This is a genomic window from Mycobacterium sp. 236(2023), from assembly GCF_029623955.1.
GTDB lineage: Bacteria > Actinomycetota > Actinomycetes > Mycobacteriales > Mycobacteriaceae > Mycobacterium.
Genome location: NZ_JARSBP010000006.1, coordinates 88,598 through 108,788 on the forward strand (window position 1 = coordinate 88,598; position 20,191 = coordinate 108,788).

Below are 20,191 nucleotides of genomic sequence, written 5' to 3' on the forward strand. Positions count from 1 at the left end.
GTCACGGGACGTCTCTCATCGGGGCTCGTCTGCGACGTTGCTCCACGACGCGGTCAGTGCGGCGAGCTCGTCCTCGGAGAGCCCGGACGCCGACATCGGTGCGTGGTGGACGTCTTCCCGCTGATCGCTGTCCCCGGCGCCGGCCTCCACGGCCGTTGCGAGAGCGGCGAGTTCGGGATGCTCGAACACCATCCGTGCGGTGAGGTCGAGGCCCGCGTCACGGGCTCTGGCGGCGAGTTGGACGGCGAGCACACTGTCGCCGCCGAGACCGAAGAAGTCGTCGTGGCGTCCCACGTCGTCGGCACCGAGCAGGTCGGTCAGCAAGACCGCGAGCGCGCGTTCGGTGTCGGTGCTGGGTGCCTCGAACTCGACCGGCGCCGCCGCCTCACCGACGACGATCGACTGGCCGGCGACGATCTCCAGCGTGCCGTCGTCCGACCATCTGGCGCGATCGCCGGTGCGGTAGAGCCCCGGGCCCGCGAACGGGCCACCACCGAGATACAGGTCGCCGAACACCCCCACGGGAACCGGCACCGACTCGCTGTCCAGCACGTGCACCTGGGCGCCCTTGTTCCACTCCCCCGCGATCCGCTGCGTCTCACCGGGCGAGGCGATCTCGACATCGCGCAGCGTGCGGTCCGGGGTGTCGGCGAATGCGGCGACCACCCGATCGAGCCAGCCGGCCAGACGCTCGACGGTGCGCCGCGCATACAGCTCGGGACGGTAGATGAGGTAGCCGCGGTACCCGGCCTCGCTGGCGAGGAAGTTCAGCGACAGGTCGGCCTGCGCGATGTCGAATGTCGGCTCCAGCACGGTGAACTCGGTCTCGGCGTCGATCATCTGCCGCTGCGGAAGCTCTTCGCGGACGTGGACGACAACCTGGAACAGCGGGTTGCGCGACAGCGTCCGCGGCGGGTTGACCGCCTCGACGATCTGCTCGAACGGCACGTCCTGGTTCGAATACGCAGAGAGCGCCATGTCGCGGGCGCGCGCCAACACCTCACGCAGCGTCGGGTTGCCACTCAGGTCGTTGCGCAGTACGACGAAGTTGACGAAGAAGCCGACGAGCTGCTGCAACTCGGCCTCCGAGCGCCCGGCGACCGGGGTGCCGAGCGGAACGTCGGGCCCGCTACCCGCCTTGTGTAGCACGACCGCGACGGCCGCCTGAAGCAGCATGAACTCGGTGATGCCGAGGTCGCGGCACAGGCCGGCGAGCTTGTCGCGCGTCGCACCGTCGATGGTGAACTCGACCGCGTCGCCCTTGCCGCTGGGCAGCCGGGGACGCGAGAAGTCCAGGGGCAGGCCGGCTTCCACCGGTGCACCGTCGAGCTGGCGGGTCCAGTACTCCCGCTGGGGCTCGGCGATGCCGGCGTCGTCGCCGAGCAGCTCGGCCTGCCACGCGCCGTAATCGGTGTACTGCACGGGCAGTGGTCCCCAGCCGGGACGCTCACCGAGCTTGCGCGCCCGGTACGCCGTCACGAGGTCGGTGAACAGCACGCCGCCGGACCAGTGGTCACCCGCGATGTGGTGGATGACCACCGACAGCACGTGATCGTCACCGAAACTCAGGACCGCAGCCCTGATCGGCCAGTCCTCTTCGAGGTCGAACCCATGCTTGCGCTCGCGGTCGAGTTCGTCTTGCAGCCACTCCTCGCTGTCGCCGCTGGCACGCCGCACTTCGACATCGCCTGCGGGATTGATGATCTGGTAGGGCACACCGTCGATCTCGCGGTACGTCGTGCGCAGGATCGCGTGCCGCTCGACGACGTCGCGGATCGCGGCGACGAACGCGTCGACGTCGCACGGGCCGGACAGGCGTGCCGCGAACGGGATGTTGTTGATGGGGCTCCGCCCCTCGATGCGGTATCCGAACCAGGACCGCAGCTGCGACGACGACAGCGGCGCGGGACCGTCGAGCGGGGTCGCCACGAGAGCCGGCCTCAGGGTGCCGTCGGCGGCGGTGGCGAGCGTGTCGATGTGCACGGCGAGGCGGGCGACGGTCGCGTTCTCGAAGATGTCGCGGACTCCCACATCGACGCCCAACCGGGAACGCAGCTCGGCGACCAGCTTGGTCGCCAGCAGCGAATGCCCCCCCAGGTCGAAGAAGGAGTCGTCTGCACCGACCCGCTCGTGGCCGAGCAGTTCGGCGAACACGTCGGCCAGCTGTCGCTCGGTTCCGGCTGCAGGCTCCCGGAATTCGGTGACGGCCAGGATCTCCGGCTCGGGCAACGCCGTCCGGTCGATCTTGCCGTGGGCGGTGATCGGGATCGCGTCGACGACGACATACGCCGCAGGCGTCATGTATTCCGGAAGTGCCGCGGCGACTCTGGCCCGGATCCTCTCGACGTCCACGGTCGAACCGTCCGCGGGCGTGAGGTATCCGACGAGGCTTTTGCCGAGGGTGGGCAGGTCGCTGACGACCACGACCGCCTGACCGACGCTGGGGTCGACGGTGATCGCGGCGGCCACGTCCCCGAGTTCGATACGGAACCCGCGGATCTTGACCTGTTCGTCGGCACGCCCGACGAACTCGACGTCACCGTCGGCGTTGCGCCGTGCCAGGTCGCCGGACCGGTACATCCGAGCACCGGGGGTGAACGGGTCCGCGACGAAACGTTCGGCGGTCAGCCCGGGCCTGCGGTGGTAGCCGTTGGCGACATGGGTTCCGCCGATGTAGATCTCGCCGATCGATCCGACCGGAACGGGTTGCAGCGCATCGTCGAGGATGTGGATCTGCGTGTTGATCTTGGGCTTGCCGATGGGCACGATCCGGGTGCCCTGCCGGCCCTCCACCTTGAAGCGGGTCGCGTTGATGATCGTCTCGGTGGGGCCGTAGAAGTTGTGCAGCAGCGCGTCGAACGTCGCGTGGAACTTGTCGGCGACCTCGCCGGGCAGCGCCTCACCGCCGATCGGCACGCGCTGCAATGTGCGCCACTGGTTGACACCGGGCAGCGATAGGAACAGGCCGAGCAGCGACGGCACGAAATGCATTGCCGTGATGCCCTCGTTGCGCAGCAGATCGGTCAGGTAGCCGATGTCGTTGAGGCCGTCGGGGCGGTGGATGACCAGGCGCGCACCCATCGCCAGCGTGCCGAAGACCTCGGCGATCGACACATCGAAGCTGGGCGAGGCGACCTGCAGCAGCCGATCGTTCTCCTCGACCTGGTACTCCCCCTTGAACCACACGAAGTACTCGGCGACCGGCCGGTGCGGCACCGGCACGCCTTTGGGCAATCCGGTCGATCCCGAGGTGTAGATCAGGTAGGCCGTGTTGTCGGGGCTGACCGGCCGCACCCGGTCGGCGTCGCCGGGGTTGTCGCTGCGATAACTGTCGAGATCCGTGAGCGGCTCGCGCACAATGATTTTCGCGTCGCAGTCGCTGAGGATAAAGTCCAGCCGGTCCTGCGGATAGGTGGGGTCGATCGGCAGATAGACCGCGCCGGCCTTGAGAACCCCCAGCGCTGTCACCGCCAGTTCGGGAGACTTGTCCATGAGAACGGCAACGCGGTCCTCGGCACCGATGCCCTGCCCGATCAGCCAGTGGGCCACCCGGTTGGCGGCTTCATTGAGCTCGCGGTAGCTGTAATGGCGTCCTTCGTACACGACGGCCGTGGCGTCGGGGGTGCGCTCGACCTGCGCCTGCACCAGGTCGCTGATGGTCGAGGCAGGAGTGGTGAAATCCAGACCGTAGGAGACCTCACGCAGCCACGACGTGTCCTCGGCGCTCATCAGCTGCAGCGCGCTCAACGCGGTGTCGGGGTTGTCGAGCGCACTGGCCAGCAGGACGGCGTAATGATCCATGAGCTGTTTGGCCAGGGCCGGGTCGATGATCTCGACCAGGTACTCCAGTTCGAGGTCGATCAGCGAGGCGTCGAACTCGACCATCATCCCCAACGGCAGATGCGTCAGATGCGAACGGAGTTCAGCCCTCTCACACGTGACGCCCGGCGGGGTGAAGCCGAACCGGTCGGGTCCGCGGAAGCCGAAGCTCACGCGCGTCATCCGCTCCGCGCCGTGGCGGCGGTCGGGGTTGAGCTCACGGACCATCCGGTCGAGTCCCACCCTCTGATGGGCGAAGGCGCCGATCGCGGTGTCGCGGGTCTGACCGAGCAACTCGCGGAACGTCATCCCCGACTGAGGCCGCAGTCGCATGGCGACCGTATTGCCGAAATAGCCGATCACGTCCTCGGTGTCACCGGTGCGGTTGAGAACCGGTGTGGCGACCAGGAAGTCGTCGACGTGGCTGTACCGCTGCACCAGCACGCCGAAGACCGCGAGCAGCACCGCATACGGTGTCGCCCCCGCGGCGTCTGCAGCAGCGGCGACACGTTCGGCGACGTCGGCGCCGAGGCGCAGCGTGGTGCGCTGGGAACGCCAACTCGTCGGGATGGCGGACCCCGTCGGGCCGGGAAGTTCCAGCGGTTCCGGCGGATTCGCCATCACCCCGCGCCAGTACGCGACATCCTCCTCGTCGGAAGAGGACGGGAAGGCAGCCGCGCGGGGCGCGGCCTCGAGGGCTTCGCCCGTGTAGGCGCGGGTCAGGTCGGCGAAGAACACCTCCCACGAGCCGTCATCCCAGGCGATGTGGTGTGCGACCAGGAGCATGACGAGTTCTGTTGCGCTGGTGCGAATCACGGTGATACGCAGTGGCGATTCCGCGCCGAGGTCGAATGCCGTGGCGAACTCTCGCTGCGCCAGCACTTGGAGGCGCAGCTGCCTGGCCCGTTCGGAGAGCTCGGACAGATCGTGCTCGGCCCAGCCCGGCGTCAGGTCCGGGTGGACACTCGGCTCGGGAAAGCCGGATTCGTCGGCGCGGTAGGTCGTCCGCAGGACGCTGTGCCGTTGCGCGACGGCGTTGACGGCATCGTGCAACCTGGCAGTGTCGACATCGCCGGTGATCCGGTACGACAAGCAGACGTTGAGCAGAGCGCCGCTGGGATCGGCGGCATGGACGAACCACATCCGCAGCTGACCTTCGGTGAGCGTGACGGAGTCGTCGGCGTCGTCGCCGCTGTCGTCTTTGGCGGCGGCCAGGCCCCGCTCGGACAGCTTCCGGCGCAACAACTCGAGGCGCCGCTCGTCCAGTTGCGTGCCCATGTCGATGTCAGTCACTCGAAGAGTCCACTTTCTCTGATAGATCGGCGATGAGGTCGGTGCCGGTGATCCCGCCGAGCAGCGTCGCCAACGGGACAGTTTTCCCGGTGAGTCGTTTCAAGCGCTTTCGCAGATCCAGTGCGAGCAATGAGTCCACACCCATGTCGAACAGCGACGAGTCGAGATCGAGCGCGGCGGCGTCGACGTTCAGCACGACCGCCAGCTGACTGCGCACCGCGGTGGGCGGCTCCATCGGCTCCTCGACGGCCGCGCCGGGTTCGGCAGTGGTGCCGTCTTCTTTGCTGTTGTCGCCGAACAGGATTCGTAGCCGTTCCGGGTCTGCCGACAGCACCAGGGGGTCCGACACGTGGTCGTACAGGCTGGCTTCGACTGCCGCGTCGGGCTTCATCTGCCGCAGGCCCGCGCGTTCGACCCTGGCGATCTCTGCGGCGTCGACGATTCCGCTGCCCTCCCAGAGGCCCCAGCGCACGGCGGTGCAGTTGTGCCCGGCCCCACGTAACCGGGCGGCCGTCACGTCGAGCATCCGGTTGGCCGCCGCGTAGGCCGCGACGCCTTTGCCGCCCCAGACCCCGGTCACCGACGAGCACAACACCATTCGGGCGTCGGAGCGCAGCGGCCACACCTCGGTCAGTGTCTCCAGCCCGCCGATCTTGGCCGCCGTCATGTCCGTCAGGTCGGCGCCGGTGACGTCGGTCCGATTGGCGAAGGTGGCCGTCCCTGCCGCGTGGATGACCAGCGTCGCCTCGCCCTCGGCGTGCCGGGCCGCCGTCGCCGCGAGTTGTGCCGGGTCGCTGATGTCGCATGCGGGCGCGACGACCTCGGCGGCGAGTTCCTCAAGCAGGGCGGGAGTGACGCCGCGGCGGCTCAGCAGCACGATGCGTTTCGCGCCGTTGGCGGCGAGGTATCGGGCGTAGCTCAGCCCGATCGCGCCGGACCCTCCGGTGATGACGACGTTGTCGAGGATGCCGGAACCCAGGGGCCACGGCGGCGCCGACGGTGCATCGTCGCCGAGGACGCGGCCGTACACCGACCCGTCGGCGCGCACCGCGAGTTCGCCTGTGTCGCCGACAATCGCGCCGATCGCCGTCGGGAGGGTCTGGGCCGCGCCGTCGGCCGGGACATCGAGGTGGTGGAAGTTCTGGTCCGGGTGCTCGAAACCGATGCAGCGGTGCATCGCGGCCAGCGCGGACTGCGTGAGGTCGGCGACGGGATCGTCGGGGCCGACGTGTTCGGCGCCGGCGGTGAGCAGCCAGACATCGCGGCACCTGGCACCGAGGTTGCCCGCGTAGTCGAGCAGCCCGTGGTCGATCGCATCGGACAGGCCGGCGCGGTCCGTCCTCGGAGTGATCGCGACGAGCACCTCGGCGTCGGCGACATCGGTGAGCGTGGCGTCCGGGTGCTGCTCGACGGCGGCTCGGACCTCGGCGGTCCACGGTGTCGCACTTCCCATGTCGACGACGGCGACGGACCGAACGCGGGAGGGCAACCGGCGGTTGCGTTGTCGCCATTTCTCGGTCGTCACGGTGATACCGGCCACCGGCGGTAGCGGCTCGGCGGATGCCCACAGGTGCTCGGCCCGCATCGGCGCCCCGGGGAATCCCCGCAACGGTGTCCGCGCGCCGGTCAGTAGGTCAGCCCATCGGTAGGTGGGATCGGCCACCGCCGCCGCCGTGATGCTTTCGGTGAGGGTCTCGACGACTGACCGCTCGCGATGCCCGGACCCGAGCAGCACGGCCGACCGGTCGGATTCCGTGCGTTCGATGCCGTCTTCGATCGCGAAGAGCAGTGACGGATGCGCCGACATCTCGATGTAGGTGCCGACGTTCGCACCGATCGCCGTCTGCACGGCCCGGTCGAAGCGAATGGTGTTGCGCAGGTTGGCATACCAGTACTCGCCGAATTCGGTACCGGGCTCGACGACGCCCCCGGTGGCCGACCCGATGAACTGCACGGGCGAGTCGGCGAACACCGCGGACGGCAGCTGCCGGAGGAAGCTTTCGCGCTGCGGTTCCATCGCGGTGGTGTGGGCGGGAAAGCTCATCGCCAGCACCCGCGCGAACTGTCCGCGATCACGAACAGCCGACACGATGGCCTCGATCGCGGCTCGGTCCCCGGAAACCGCCACTGTCGCAGCCGCGTTGACGGCGGAAAGTTCCAGCCATCCATCGGTGGCCGCGATGACGTCACCGGCCTGTGCCGGGTCGAGGCCCAGGACCGCGACGCCGTGCTCACCCGGGATGCTCGCGATCGCGGCGGCGCGCGCCACCAGCACGGCCACCGCGTCGTCGAGGGTGATGGCGGCGCTCACGAAGGCTGCGGCCACCTCGCCGAGGCTGTGGCCGATCGTGACGTCGGGCAGCACGCCGTAGGCCCGCCACACCGCGGCCAGCGACACGGAGTGCACAAATTGCGCGGCCTGAAGCACGAAGTGGGACGGGGTCTGCAGGTTCGGCGCGGTCAGAAAGGGCAGTGGTGACGGTAACCCGGCGGCGCGGAACGCCGCGTCGAGGCGGTCCGCTTCGGTGCGGTAGGCCGCCACCCGCTGGTAGGCCTCGGCGCCCATCGACGGCCATTGGCCACCCTGGCCCGGAAACACGAATGCGGTGCGGCCCGGATCGCGGCGCGCAGAGGACGACACCAGCGCGTGCTCGCGCCCGGCGGCCACCGCGACCAGCGCGTCGGCGAGCTCGTCGGTGTCGCGCGCCCGCACCACGGTGCGATGGCGGCGCACGCGTCGTGTCGCGGCCAGCTGGGCGGCGACGTCAGCGGGCGTGCACTGCTCGCGCCGCAGGTAATCGAGGATGGCTCGCGCATCGTCGGCAACGAGATCGTCCGCGTGCGAGCTCAGCGGGAACGCGATGCGACCGTCGGGCAGAGGCCCGGCCGACATCACGCCGCCCTGCCTTGCGCCTCGGGGACAGCGACGACGACGTGGGTGTTGGTGCCGCTCATCCCGAACGCCGACACGGCACCCACACGTGCATCCGAGGACGCCGGCCACGGCGTCAGCTTGGTGGCCAGGCGCAGTCCGGTGGATTCCCAGTCGATTTCGTGGCTGCGCTCGTCGACGTGCAGCGTGGCAGGCACGGCAGCGTGCTCGGCGGCGAGGAGCACCTTGGCGAGCCCGAGCGCACCCGCGGCGGCTTGGGCGTGTCCGACATTGGACTTGACCGAACCGAGCAGCGGTCCGGTTCCCGGCGTTCCCGCGCCGTAGGTGGTGTTGAGCGAGGTGAGCTCGGTGCGATCGCCGAGACGGGTACCGGTGCCGTGCCCCTCCACCATGCCGACGCTGTTCACGTCGATGCCCGCGGTGGCGATCGCACGCGCGAAGAGCCGCGCCTGCGCCTCCTGGCTGGGTGCGGTGAGCCCGACCGATCTGCCGTCGGAGTTGACGCAGCTGGCCAGGATTTCGGCCAGGATCGGCCGCCCGTCGCGTAACGCCGCAGACTTACGCTGCAGCACAAACATTCCCGCACCCTCCGACCAGACGGTGCCGCTGGCGTGCGCGCTGTAAGGGCGGCAGTGGCCGTCGTCGGAGAGCGCGTGTTGTTTGGAGAACTCGACGAAGTAACCCGGCGAGCCCATGACGCACACTCCGCCGGCCACCGCCAGGTCGCATTCCCCTGCCCGCAGCGCCTGCACTGCGACGTGGAGCGCGGACAGCGCCGACGAGCAGGACGTGTCGATGGTCATTGCGGGGCCGGCCAGGCCCAGCGTGTAGGCGATCCGGCCGGAGATGACGCCGAGGGAGGTTCCGGTGATGAGATGGCCGGAGTGATGCGAGAACTGGTCCATCTCGGGCCCGTACCGCATGTCGGAGGCGCCGATGTAGCAGCCTGCATCGTGACCGGCGAGGTCGTCGGGGTTGATCTGCGCGCTTTCCAGTGCTCGCCAGGTGGTGCGCAGCGCGACCCGCTGCTGCGGGTCCATCGCGATCGCTTCGCGCCGGGAGATCCCGAAGAACTCGGCATCGAATGCGCCCGCGCCGGTGAGGAATCCGCCGAGATTGTGGATCGTCTTGAAGCCGTCCCGGCGGGACCCGTCGAGTAGGTCACGCAGCGACCAACCCCGGTCGTCGGGGAAAGGGGTCAGCGCTTCACGCTGCTCGGAGAGCAGAGTCCAGTAGTCGTGGGTGTTCTCGACCCCTCCCGGCGCCTCGATGGCCATGCCGACGATGACGACGGGGTCGTCTGGGCGAGCGGAGCGCAGCGGAGCGACGGGGGAAGGCTCGTCACGTCGAGCGGTCATGTGCAACTCACCAGTTCGGCGATGTCGTCGAGGTGGTCGTCGAGGTAGAAGTGGCCGCCGTCGAACTGTGTGAAGGTGAACACGCCGTCGGTGTGGAATTCCCACTGCCGCAGCAGATCCTCGGCGACGCGGTGGTCGCGGGCGCCGCCGACGGCGTGAATATCGGCGTCGATGCGTGTCTTTCGCTCACAGGTGTATCTGTTGAAGGCTCGGTAGTCGGCCCGCACGGCGGGGAGGAGCAGTTCGAGGAAGTCCTCGTCATCGAGGAGGCGGGCGTCGGTGCCACCCATGTCGACGATGTCGGCCAGGATCTCGCGGTCGGTCTCCGGCGCGGGTCGTGAATCCGCGACGGTCGACGGCGCCTGGCTGGCCGAGGCCCACAGTTCGCGGACGACGACGCCTCGCTGTGCTGCGAGCCGGGTGAACTCGAAACCGACCAGCGCTCCCATGCAGTGACCGAAGAGCCGCAACGGGCCGAGCAGAGCCCAGTCGACCGCGGCCAGCATCTCGGCCGCCAGGTCGGCGACCGTGTCCGGAGCCGGATGCGCGAGCCGTTCCCCGCGCTGCGGGTACTGCACGATATAGGTGTCGACTCCCTTGCCCGACAGTGCGATCGCGAAGTTGCGATACGCCGCTGCGGCGCCGCCGGCGTGCGGGAAGACGATGGTGGAGGTGCCCCTTTCACCGGGGAACCTCTTGATCCACGGTGTCAGTCGGAGTTGGCTCTGCTCACCGATCATGGTGTGGTTTCCAGCGCGGAGACTACCTCCGCGCTGTCCATGCCCGACACTTCGAGGAACAGCTCGGCGACCTCGTTCAGCCTGCCGCTCTGAACATCGCCGGCGGTGAGCCGCGCAGCCAGCGCGGCGACAGTGCGGGTGGCGAAGATGTCCGCGACGGCGGCGCCGGGGATGTCCAGCCAGGTGCGTAGGCGGGCGACGACCTGGGTGGCGAGTACCGAGTCCCCACCGATGGCGAAGAAGTCGTCGTCGGCACCGATCTGTTGGCGCCCCAGCACCGAACCGATGATCGAGCACAGCGCGGCCTCCAGCGGTGTGGCGGGAGCACGGTAGCCGACACCGGAGACGACGTCGGCATCCTTGAGGACGGCCGCGACCGCGGCGCGATCCAGCTTGCCACCGAGGGTGTACGGGACCTGGTCGGCGGTCACGATGATTTGCGGGACCATGTGCGGTGCAACGACTTCCGACAGCGCCGCGGCGATCTTCGCTGGCTCCAGCGCGGCCGCACCAGCCTCGCCGCTGACGAGGGCGGCGAGCACGTCGCGACCACCTTCGGTAGAGACGGCTGCCGCGACAGCGGAATCCACTCCGGGCAGTCCGCGCAGCGCGGCCTCGACGTCGCCGAGCTCGACGCGGTAACCGCTGATCTTGATGCGGTGGTCGGTGCGTCCGACGAACTCGATGATCCCGCCGGTCTGGTACCGGACGAGGTCACCGGTGCGGTACCAGGTCTTGCCGTCGTGTTCGACGAAGCGCTCGGCGGTCAGGTCGGGTCGGGCGCAGTAGCCACGGGCCACGCCGCGTCCGCCGACCCACAACTCTCCCGGCACCCAGTCGGGGCAGTCGTGCCCGTCGGCGCCGACGACCCGGCACGCATTGTTCGGAAGGGGAACCCCGAGCGGGACCGACGACCAATCTGCCGGGATGTCACCGACCTCGCACACCGTGTTGTGGGTGGCGGTTTCGGTGGCTCCGCCGAGTCCGGCAAAACGCATGTGCGGGGCGCGCTTTCGCAGTGCGCGCACCAGTTCCGGGCGCACCCAGTCACCGCCGGTGGGCACCACCCGCACCGACGACAGATCGCCGTCGACCTCGGCCAGCATCTCCAGCCAGCCCGGCATGAAGTGCAGCACGGTGACGCCGTGGCGCTCGATCAGGCGCGCCCAGGTGTCAGGATCGCGGCGGTGCTCCTCGTCGACGACGACGATCGAGCCGCCGGCACGCAGCATGCCGAAGATGTCGAGGACCGAGAGGTCACATTCGAGGGTGGACAGTGCGAGGCAGCGGTCGGACGGACCGATCTCGAAGTGACCGTTGATGAACTCGACGGTGTTCATGGCGGCGTCGTGTGACATCTCGACGCCCTTGGGTTCGCCCGTGGACCCCGAGGTGAACAGCATGTAGCCCAGCTCGGCGGGTTCGACGGTGGGCGGCGTGAAGCCGGAGGCGCGGCTGCCGACCCTGATCGCTTCCTGGACCGTCAGTGCAGCCATCGTGTTCGGCGGTTCGTCGCCGCACACCAATGCCATCCGTACACCGCCGTTGGCCAGCATGCGGGAGGCGCGGTCGCCGGGGTGGTCCACACCCACAGGCACGTAGACCGCGCCAATCGCCGAGATCGCGAGCAGCGCGATGATCTGCTCGAAGTTCTTGGGCCCCATCACCGCAACCGCATCGGCACGCCGGACGCCGGCGACATCCAGCGCGGCGGCGACGGCCAGCACGCGCCCGCGCAGTTCGCCGTAGGTGAGGTCGCCGTCGCTGCTGAACACGGCGGGGGCGTCGGGCTGCGTGTCTGCGCGGCGGAAGAATCCGTCGTGCAGCGCATCGCCGCTCGGTGCGTCGGTGACCCCGTTCGCAGCGTCGCGCGCCGCCTGTTGCTCGCGCGTGACGGCAGGAAGATCTACTGCATCCCAGGCAGATTCGTCAGCAGCGAGGCGTTCGAGCTCGGCGAGATGATAGGCGAACATCGCGTCGGCGACACCCGGGCGGAAGGCGTCCTCCCGGGTGTCCCAGTTGATCATCAACCCCTCGGCGACGGGGGTGGCCTGCGCGTCGAGCAGGACCTGAGGACCCTGCGAGATCGTCCACACCGGCGTCCCGAAGTGTTCGGTGACCTTGCCCGCGAACAGATCTCCGAGACCGAGTGCACTCGTGTAGACGATCGGGGCCAGGATGGGTGTTCCGTGGTGGCGGGTCAGGTCGCGCAGCACCGACAGCCCGGAGTAGCTGGCATGCCGGGCGGTGGCGTGCAGAGTTTCCTGCAGCACGCGCGCCCTCGCGATCGGGGTGTCCGCGCCGGTGAGGTCGACATCCAGCATCAGCGACGAGGTGAAGTCGCCGACCAGTTTGTCGACGTCCGGGTGGAACTGCTCGCGTCCGAACATCGGCAGGTTCAACAGGAATCGGCGATTCGTCGACCACCGTGCCAACGTGCCCGCGTACGAGGCCGCCACCGCCATCGCGGGGGTGATGCCTCGCTTGTGGGCCGCGGCGAACAGCGCATCGCGGGTGGCGACGTCGAAGATGTGCCAGCGCCGGACACCGCGTTGCGGGTCGGCCTGCTCGGACCGTGGAACCAGCGGGAGGGCAGGACCTTCCGGCAGTTCGGGGATCCGCTCGGCCCACCACTGCCGGTCCTCGTCGGTTTCGGCGCTGGCCGCCGTGAATGCTTCTCGGTATTGGCGATAGGTGTAGCCGAGATCGGGAAGGTCTGCACCGCCGTAGAATTCGGCGAGATCCGACATGAAGTTGCGGTAGCTCACCGCGTCGGCGGCCTGCATGTCGAGATCGACGTGCAGCCGGGTGCGCCCGTCGGGACGCTGTGACAACGAGATCTGGAGCACCTCGCCAGCCATGATCTGGTGCGACTTCTCGTGGCGGATCGCTTCGAGCCGCTCCTCGGCGGCGTCCCGGTCGAGGTCCCGCAAGTCGTAGACGGTGACGGGCAGTTCGCGGTCGCTGATGCGTTGTGTGCCGTCCGGCAGAATCTGCACCCGCAGCATGGGATGGCGCGCGGCGAGCTTCGCGGCGGCCGCGGTGAGCCGTGCCGGGTCGACGCCGTCGCCGTCGAGCTCGATGTAAAGGTGCGCCGCGACCCCGCCGAGTTGTTGGTCGTCGTTGCGCCCGACCCACAGCGCGTGCTGGATCGGGGCGAGCGGGAAGGCGTCCTCGCCGGGGGGCGTGCTGCCGGGGGCCGGCGCCACGATCTCGGGGGCCGGGGCGGCGCGATCGGTGACCAGCTCGGACCAGGCCGCCAGAGTCGGGTTGGCGGCCAGCGCGGCGAAACCCACGTCGATGCCTTGCCTGCGCCAGCGCCCGGACAGCGACATCATCCGGATGGAATCGAGCCCCGACGCGATCAGATCGGCCTGCGGGTCGAGTTCGGCCGGACTCACACCGAGGAGCTCAGCAACCTCGTCACGGACCGACTCTGCAGTCGTCGACGCCAAACCCACCAACCTCCTCGCAGCCAGGCTGATTAAGTGCAGGCTGCCCTAACTTCGAGGAGGCTACCCTATATTCGGGTCACCGAAAACTCCTACCCAGAGCGGCGAATTGACTGATGAGCACGGGATTCCTGTCCGATCACGGCAGTAACGACCAGACCGGAGCGGGCACCGGACTAGACCAGCTGGACCTGGTGCGCGGGTTCGTCCCGTTCCCCGCCGACCGGGCCGACGAGTACCGGCGCGCGGGCTACTGGACGGGTCGTCCCCTGGACTCGATCCTGCGTGACGCCGCGACCACATGGCCGGCGAAGCCCGCGATCATCGACGCCGAGCGCTCGTACACGTTTGCCGACCTGGACAAGCTCGCCGATCGTGCGGCCGGCGGGCTGGCCCACCTCGGCATCGCCGCAGGTGACCGGGTACTGCTGCAGCTGCCGAACTCCTGCCAGTTCGCCGTCGCGCTCTTCGCGCTGCTGCGCGCCGGAGCCGTCCCGGTGATGTGCCTGCCCGGACACCGGACCGCTGAACTCGGCCACTTCGCCGAGGTCAGCGGCGCCGTCGCGCTGATCGTGCCCGACACCGCCGCAGGCTTCGACTACCGCGACATGGCCACCGAGCTCACCGCCGAGCACGCCTCGCTGCGCCACGTCATCGTCGACGGGGACGCCGGGCCGTTCACGGCCTGGTCCTCGATCACGGAGTTCGACGGCGCACCGGTCGAGCGGGCTGCCGTCGACCCGTCGCTGCCCGCCCTGTTGCTCGTCTCGGGGGGCACCACCGGCTTGCCCAAGCTGATCGCGCGCACCCACGACGATTACGTCTACAACGCTGTCACGTGCGCGCAGGTCTGCGAGATGACGGGCGACGACGCCTACCTGGTCGCGCTGCCGGCCGGGCATAACTTCCCGCTGGCCTGCCCCGGCCTGCTGGGTTCGATGACCGTCGGCGCCACCACCGTGTTCACCGCCGACCCCAGCCCGGAGAACGCGTTCGCGCTGATCGACAAGTACACGATCACGGTCACCGGGCTGGTCAACGCGCTGGCCAAAGTCTGGGCGCAGGCCTGCGACTGGGAGCCGGTACTGCCGACCTCGCTGAGATTCGTGCAAGTCGGCGGTTCCCGGATGAGCCCCGACGAGGCCCGGTTCATCCTGGAGCGGCTGACCCCGGGGATGTCGCAGATCTTCGGCATGGCCGAGGGCATGCTGAACTTCACCCGGCCCGGTGATCCCGAGGACGTGGTGGTGAACACCCAGGGACGGCCCATGTCACCGCACGACGAGATGCGGGTCGTCGACGAGAACGGCGACGAGGTGGCGCCGGGCGACGAGGGCGAGCTGCTGGTGCGCGGGCCGTACACCCTCAACGGCTACTACCGCGCCGACGACGCGAATGCGCGATCGTTCTCGCCCGACGGCTTCTACCGCTCCGGGGATCGCGTCCGGATCTTCACCGACGGGCCCAGAGCCGGCTACGTCGAGGTGGTCGGCCGCATCAAGGACGTCATCCACCGCGGCGGGGAAACCGTCTCGGCGACCGACCTCGAGGATCACCTGCACACCCATCCCGCGATCTACGCCGCCGCGGCGGTCGCCTTGCCCGACGAATACCTTGGCGAGAAGATCTGCGCTGCAGTCGTTTTCCAGGGAAAGCCGGTCACCCTCGCCGAGCTCAACGCGTTCCTCGACGAGCGTGGAGCGTCGAAGCACGCGCGTCCCGACGTCCTCGCCCCGCTGCCGTCCTTGCCGACCACGGCGGTCGGCAAGGTCGACAAGAAGCAACTGGTGGCCCGCCTCGTCGCTCAGTAGTCAGATTGCGCGGCCCGCCGCGCGTGATCAGCCGGTGATGACCATGTCGTGGCCGCTGGCCTGCCAGGCGGTCTCGAACACGTCGATCGGCACCTGCTCGTCGGCGCCGTCATCGGTTCCGCTGTCGTTGAGGTGCACGATGCGTGCGTCGGTGTCGACACCGGTGACGACGAGGTCATGATCGCCGATCGTGCGGTCGCCGTGCTCGTCCCAGATGGTTTCGGCGTTCACTCCGGCGATCACCTTCTTGCCGGCGCCGAGGACGTGTTCGAGCGCGTCCATCCCGGTCGGCACGCCCGTCGCGTCGGCGACGTCGTCGTCGGTGTACACCGCCCCGATGCCGTAATGCGCCAGCAGGATGGGCAGGTCGTGCGAGTCGGTGCCGTTGCCGGAGTCCGGGTCGTCGGGGTTGGCCGGCGGCAGATAGATCACACCGTCGTGGTGAGCGCTCGGCGTCGCCCCGGCGAGCGCCACGATCTCGTCTTCGGACGGCTGGTCGCCGGTGAGTTGCCCGACCACGTCGGCAGTCGCCATCAGCGAGCAGTCGTCGAGCGTCTGCCTCACCCAGTACTTGGTGGCCTGATCGGGGTTGCCGTAGAGCCCGGGGGCGTTGTCGGCCGCGTTGGCGACCCCGCCGCCGAAACCGGCCAGGGCGGCACCGATCAATGCCGCGGCGGTGACGGAGCGGACGGTGAGGCGGGAGTTCTTCATGGGAGAAGGATCACGGCCGGGGCTCGGCAGATCCTTGAAGGATTCTTGATGTGCCGTCAGGCGACGCCGACCCACCACTTGTAGAGGTCGTCCAGGTTGTTGCCCTGCCCGGTGCCCAGAATCAGGTCCGAGGTCTTCGTCCAGACGATGTCGGCTCGGCCCTGGAAGTCTCCGCATGCCAGCAGGCCCTCGGAGGCGTCGGGATCACCGCTGTTGTAATCCCAGTTCGTCGGCGAGCCGTCGGTGCCGGGGCAGGCGGTCAGCTCGTCGTCCCCGGTGACCGACGTGAAGTCGTCCTTGAGCCGGTCCACGTCGCTGTAGAGCGCGAAAGTCGCGCCCTCATGTCCGTCTCCGCTCTCGGTGGGCTTGCAGTCGAACGCGGCAATCGCGTTGTCCCACTTTCTGTTCGGCGTGCAAGCCGCCGGGTCGGGCAACATCTCCATCAGCTGCCGTTCGGCGGGCGTGAAGGCGCTGGTGGTACTCAGCGGCAGCCGCGGTGCGTTGGTCACCGTCCGCGTCAGCGTCAGCGTCGACGACATCGCCGATGCCGAGTCCGGTGACCGCAACGCCAGCCAGGCTCCGACGGCACCGCCCGCCAGGAGCACCGCGGTCGCGATGCCGCCTGCGATGAGCAGCGGACGACGTCTGTCGCGAGCGGGTGCCGCGGGCGGCGGCGCCTGTTCGGTGGGTAGCAGCACCCGCGCGGTCGGCTCATACCGAACACCGAGCGCAGACTCCGCGGCGCGCGCCAGTGCGCCTGCGGAGTCGTAGCGCTCCTCGGCGGTCTTGGCCATGCCTGTGGCGACGACGTCATCGAACGCAGGCGGCACACCGGGACGCATCTGGCTGGGCCGTGGCGGCGGATCGATGAGATGCGCCGTGATCATCATGCTGATGCTCTGGGCGACGTAGGGCTGAGCTGCGGTCAGGCACTGGTGCAGCACGCACGCCAACGAGTACACGTCGGACTTGTGATCGACCGGCTTCGAGCTGAACCGCTCGGGTGCCATGTAGGCGTAAGTGCCTATCGCAGCGCCCAATTCGGTGAGCGAGTGATCTGTGGTGGCGCTCGCGATCCCGAAGTCGACGAGATAGGCGAAGTCATCGGAGGTGACGAGGATGTTCTCGGGCTTGACGTCGCGGTGGGTGATCCCCGCGGCGTGCGCGGCGTCCAACGCCCCTGCCACCTGCCGGATTATCGACACCGCGCGCGCCGGCTCCATCGGCCCACCGGTGTGCAGGACGGTACGCAGATCGATCCCGTCGATGAGCCGCATGTCGACGAAGAGGTGGCCGTCGATCTCGCCGAAGTCGTGGATCGGCACCACGTGGGGTTCCTGCAGCCGGCCCGCGGCACGCGCCTCACGCTGCAGCCGCTCACGGAAAGCCGGGTCGTGGGAAAGGGATTCGGGCAGCAACTTCAGCGCGACGGTGCGTCCCTTGACCGTATCCTCGGCCTCGTACACCTCGCCCATGCCGCCACGGCCGACGAGGCGGTTGATCTGGTATGGACCCAGCCGGGTGCCCACCCGCAGGTTGTCCATAGCCGCCTCTCGTCGAGCGGCCACCGGTGGGCCGCGTCGCCCCTACGTTACGGCGGTCACCCCGAATTCGAAGGTGAAGACGTGCCCGCAGATGCGGATCTCGTCACCGCGGGCCAGGGCCGCGCTGCCCCGGACCCGCACCCCTGCGAGCTCCACACCGTTGGCCGAACGCAGGTCGGTGACGGCGTAGCCGGTGCCCGTGTCGATGATCGCGGCGTGCGCGCGACTCGCTTTCGGATCGTCGACGACGATGTCGTTGTCGGGCGCTCTGCCGATGCGGGTCGCGACCGAGTTCAGCGGGTGCCGCAGACCCGCCGAATCGACAAGCCAGGCCGTCGCTGAGCCACTGTCGATCTGGGTGTGCTGGTCGAGGACGGTCTTGACGCCGACGGCGGTCTTCTGGGCCGCCATCTTCACGTCGAGCGGTTCCTGTCGCAGGATCCTGTCGTGCAGGGCCCGCAGCGTCGGTCCCGGGTCGATGCCCAGATCGTCGGCGAGCACGAGCTTGAGCCGCTGATAGGCCGCCAGCGCCTCGGATTGCCGTTCGTCGAGGTAGTAGGCGCTGATCAGCTGCGCCCACAAGGGTTCTCGATAGGGGTTGTCGGCGGCCAGCATTTCGAGCTCCCCGATGATCTGCCCGGCCCGCCCGCACGCGAGTTCGGCCTCGGCGCGGGCCGTGGCCGCGGTCAGGCGGTCCTCGTGCAGCGCGGTCGCGTACTGGTCGACGAACGAGAAGCCCCGCAGGTCTTCCAGCACCGGTCCGCGCCACTGCGCGAGCGCGGCGGCCAGATGCCTGGCTGCGCGCTCGAAATCACCTGCGGCCGCGGCGTGGACACCGGCAGCCTTCTCCGTGTTGAACCGTCCCAGATCGCATGCGCCGTCGGCGACGGTGAGCCGATATCCCGGGGGCGCGCTGGCCAGTGTGCCCTGCGGATCTGCGCCGACGCCGGCGACGAGCTTGCGCAGGTTCGACACATAGGAGTGGAGGCTGGCGCGAGCTCCGGGCGGAGGCGACTCCTGCCACACCGCATCGATCAGCGAATCGACGGCGACCGGACGATTGCGGTTGATCACCAGCATCGCGAGCACGGCGCGCAGCTTCGGGGTCCCCACCGGAACTTCGGCGCCGCCGGCGGTCATTCGCATCGGCCCGAGCACCCCGAAGTCGAGGCCAGGATCCGTCATGGGTCCAATTGTGAACGAAGACTGGGGGCGTGGACATTGCGCCCACGCCCCCAGCTCCGGCAGCCCCTACCGCTGGCTGCCCCCGGCCCGACGGCAGCGCCCGATGAGCAGGGCACCTCCGACCGAGCCGAGCCCCAGACCACCCGCCGCGAGAGCGACCCAGGGCAAGACCTTCATGACGCCGGACTTCGTGGCGGACTCGCTTGCGGCGAGAGCGACGTTGTAGCCGGGCAGCGGCGCTTCCGCCGGAGGTGACAAACCAGGCAACTGATCCGTCTTGGTCACCTCGAACTGCTGGCTGCCGTCCGCGTTCTTCGACCAGTCACCCCACGCCGACACTGTGCCGTCGATCAGCACCCGGTGCCCACCGACCGCGGAGTCCTCACCGAGGTCGGTCAGCGTCGTGACCCGGAACGGCTGTGACGTCCCCGTCGAGTACGTCAGCTGAACCCAGACGTTGCGCTGCGGCTGCGGAGCGGGGCCGTGCGGCGCTGGCCCGCCGCCGGTGAAGTTGCCGACCGTCACGGTGTTGACGGCTCCGGACGGGCCGCGGGTCAGTGCGGTGAAGCCGTACTGACCCGGCGTGGTCACCGGAAGCACTGCGCGCTGCCGCGGCGGGATGGTGACCGTCCACGGCGAGCCGCCGTAGGTGTAGACGACCTGCATCGGCGTCGCGAACGAGTTGAACAGGATGGGCTGGCCGGCCGTGCTGTAGCTGAGCCAGCTCGAGTTCCACGTCGACACCCCGGTGGTCCACGAGGAGCTCGTGGTCGAGCTGCCGAAGATGCTGCTGGTCATCGTCGCGATGTCGGAACCCGTGACCGACGTCGGGTCGACGTCGACCGGCGGGCTGTCCAGCCCCGCGTCCGGACCGGCGGGAGGTGCTGGCGCGGGGTCCGTCTCGGGAGCTTCGGGAGCAGGCGTCTCCGGCGCCTCCGGGGCTTCCGGCGCGGGATCGATCTCGGGCGCCACCGGTGCGGGATCGACGTCCGGCGCCTCCGGTGCCGGATCGACATCCGGCGCCTCGGACACGTCCGGGGCGTCATCCTCGGGTGCCGGATCGTCTTGCACGTCCGACACGTCGGGGCCCGGGTCGATGTCGGAGACGTCGGGCGCCGACGAGTAGTCGCCGCCGTCGTCTCCCCCACCGACGTCGCCGCCGCCGTCATCGCCGCCGTCGTCGTCCTTCTTTCCCCGCCAGGAACCCAGTGCGGTCACGGGTGCGGGCTGGAAGACGTTCGGGGCGACGATGGACGACACGGGTGCCGTGGTGTGCGCAGGGTTCGCGGCGCATGCGTTGCCCGCCAGGCCGATCGAGGCGCCGGTGACAGCGCCTGCGACCAGCGCGGCACGCGCAAGACTGGTGATGTTCATGCTCAGCTCCT

At 69.1% G+C, this 20,191-nt stretch carries 10 protein-coding genes; 1 reads left to right on the plus strand and 9 read right to left on the minus strand.

The window, feature by feature from the left end; genetic code table 11:
- Positions 1-15: 15 nt before the first annotated feature.
- The 5 genes from P9A17_RS23450 to P9A17_RS23470 are packed head-to-tail and all read right to left on the minus strand — an operon-like array spanning position 16 to position 13,564.
- Complete coding sequence (locus P9A17_RS23450) at positions 16-5,112, minus strand: non-ribosomal peptide synthetase (RefSeq protein ID WP_278041145.1); 5,097 nt, start codon at positions 5,110-5,112, stop codon at positions 16-18.
- The gene (mbtD, locus tag P9A17_RS23455) at positions 5,105-8,005 is read right to left on the minus strand and encodes a mycobactin polyketide synthase MbtD (protein WP_278041146.1); all 2,901 of its coding nucleotides are present in this window, start codon (positions 8,003-8,005) and stop codon (positions 5,105-5,107) included. Before mbtD ends, P9A17_RS23450 begins: the two co-directional genes overlap by 8 nt.
- Complete coding sequence (locus tag P9A17_RS23460) at positions 8,005-9,363, minus strand: polyketide synthase (RefSeq protein ID WP_278041147.1); 1,359 nt, start codon at positions 9,361-9,363, stop codon at positions 8,005-8,007. Before P9A17_RS23460 ends, mbtD begins: the two co-directional genes overlap by 1 nt.
- Positions 9,360-10,103, minus strand: a complete 744-nt coding sequence (locus P9A17_RS23465) for an alpha/beta fold hydrolase (RefSeq protein WP_278041148.1) — start codon at positions 10,101-10,103, stop codon at positions 9,360-9,362. The genes P9A17_RS23460 and P9A17_RS23465 overlap by 4 nt, the downstream gene beginning before the upstream one ends.
- Entirely contained in the window at positions 10,100-13,564 is a 3,465-nt protein-coding gene (locus P9A17_RS23470) for an amino acid adenylation domain-containing protein (protein WP_278041149.1), read from the minus strand. The genes P9A17_RS23465 and P9A17_RS23470 overlap by 4 nt, the downstream gene beginning before the upstream one ends.
- A 107-nt stretch (positions 13,565-13,671) precedes the next feature.
- On the opposite strand from P9A17_RS23470, the gene P9A17_RS23475 reads away from it, so the two are divergent.
- Positions 13,672-15,366, plus strand: coding sequence for an AMP-binding protein (locus P9A17_RS23475; protein WP_278041150.1), 1,695 nt, complete (start codon positions 13,672-13,674; stop codon positions 15,364-15,366).
- Positions 15,367-15,393: 27 nt separating this feature from the next.
- On the opposite strand, the gene P9A17_RS23480 is transcribed toward P9A17_RS23475, so the two are convergent.
- The 4 genes from P9A17_RS23480 to P9A17_RS23495 form a co-directional block, all read right to left on the minus strand.
- A complete protein-coding gene (locus P9A17_RS23480; protein WP_278041151.1) occupies positions 15,394-16,077 on the minus strand; it encodes a hypothetical protein in 684 nt (227 codons plus the stop codon).
- 56 nt (positions 16,078-16,133) lie between these two features.
- Positions 16,134-17,621 carry a serine/threonine-protein kinase gene (locus P9A17_RS23485; RefSeq protein ID WP_278041152.1) on the minus strand — a complete coding sequence of 496 codons (1,488 nt, stop codon included), beginning with the start codon at positions 17,619-17,621 and terminating at the stop codon, positions 16,134-16,136.
- A gap of 42 nt (positions 17,622-17,663) precedes the next feature.
- The gene (locus tag P9A17_RS23490; RefSeq protein ID WP_278041153.1) at positions 17,664-18,806 is read right to left on the minus strand and encodes a BTAD domain-containing putative transcriptional regulator; all 1,143 of its coding nucleotides are present in this window, start codon (positions 18,804-18,806) and stop codon (positions 17,664-17,666) included.
- Positions 18,807-18,872: 66 nt separating this feature from the next.
- Positions 18,873-20,180, minus strand: coding sequence for a hypothetical protein (locus tag P9A17_RS23495; protein WP_278041154.1), 1,308 nt, complete (start codon positions 20,178-20,180; stop codon positions 18,873-18,875).
- Positions 20,181-20,191 lie beyond the last annotated feature (11 nt).